Here is a 281-nt window from a genome sequence, read left to right as displayed (position 1 = left end):
GTGCCGGCGAGAGGACTTGAACCCCCAACCTACTGATTACAAGTCAGTTGCTCTACCAATTGAGCTACACCGGCACAAAAACTATTCAATTAAAAGTGGCTCGGGACGGAATCGAACCGCCGACACGAGGATTTTCAGTCCTCTGCTCTACCGACTGAGCTACCGAGCCTTACAATAGAGCTCTTTATCAAGCAATGTATTACTAATGGCGGAACTGACGGGATTCGAACCCGCGATCTCCTGCGTGACAGGCAGGCATGTTAGGCCTCTACACCACAGTT

Annotated in this window: 2 tRNA genes; both read right to left on the bottom strand. The window is 50.5% G+C overall.

The features are described 5' to 3' along the window. Nucleotide 1: 1 nt before the first annotated feature. Nucleotides 2-74 (bottom strand) — tRNA-Thr (locus tag G9G57_RS25425). Nucleotides 75-96: 22 nt separating this feature from the next. Next, a tRNA-Phe gene (locus G9G57_RS25420) sits at nucleotides 97-169 on the bottom strand. Nucleotides 170-281: the final 112 nt, after the last annotated feature.

It is taken from the genome of Paenibacillus sp. EKM211P, assembly GCF_011066175.1.
Taxonomy (GTDB): domain Bacteria; phylum Bacillota; class Bacilli; order Paenibacillales; family Paenibacillaceae; genus Paenibacillus; species Paenibacillus polymyxa.
The sequence above is the reverse complement of the archived record's forward strand: the minus strand, read 5'-3'. Positions and strand labels throughout refer to the sequence as shown.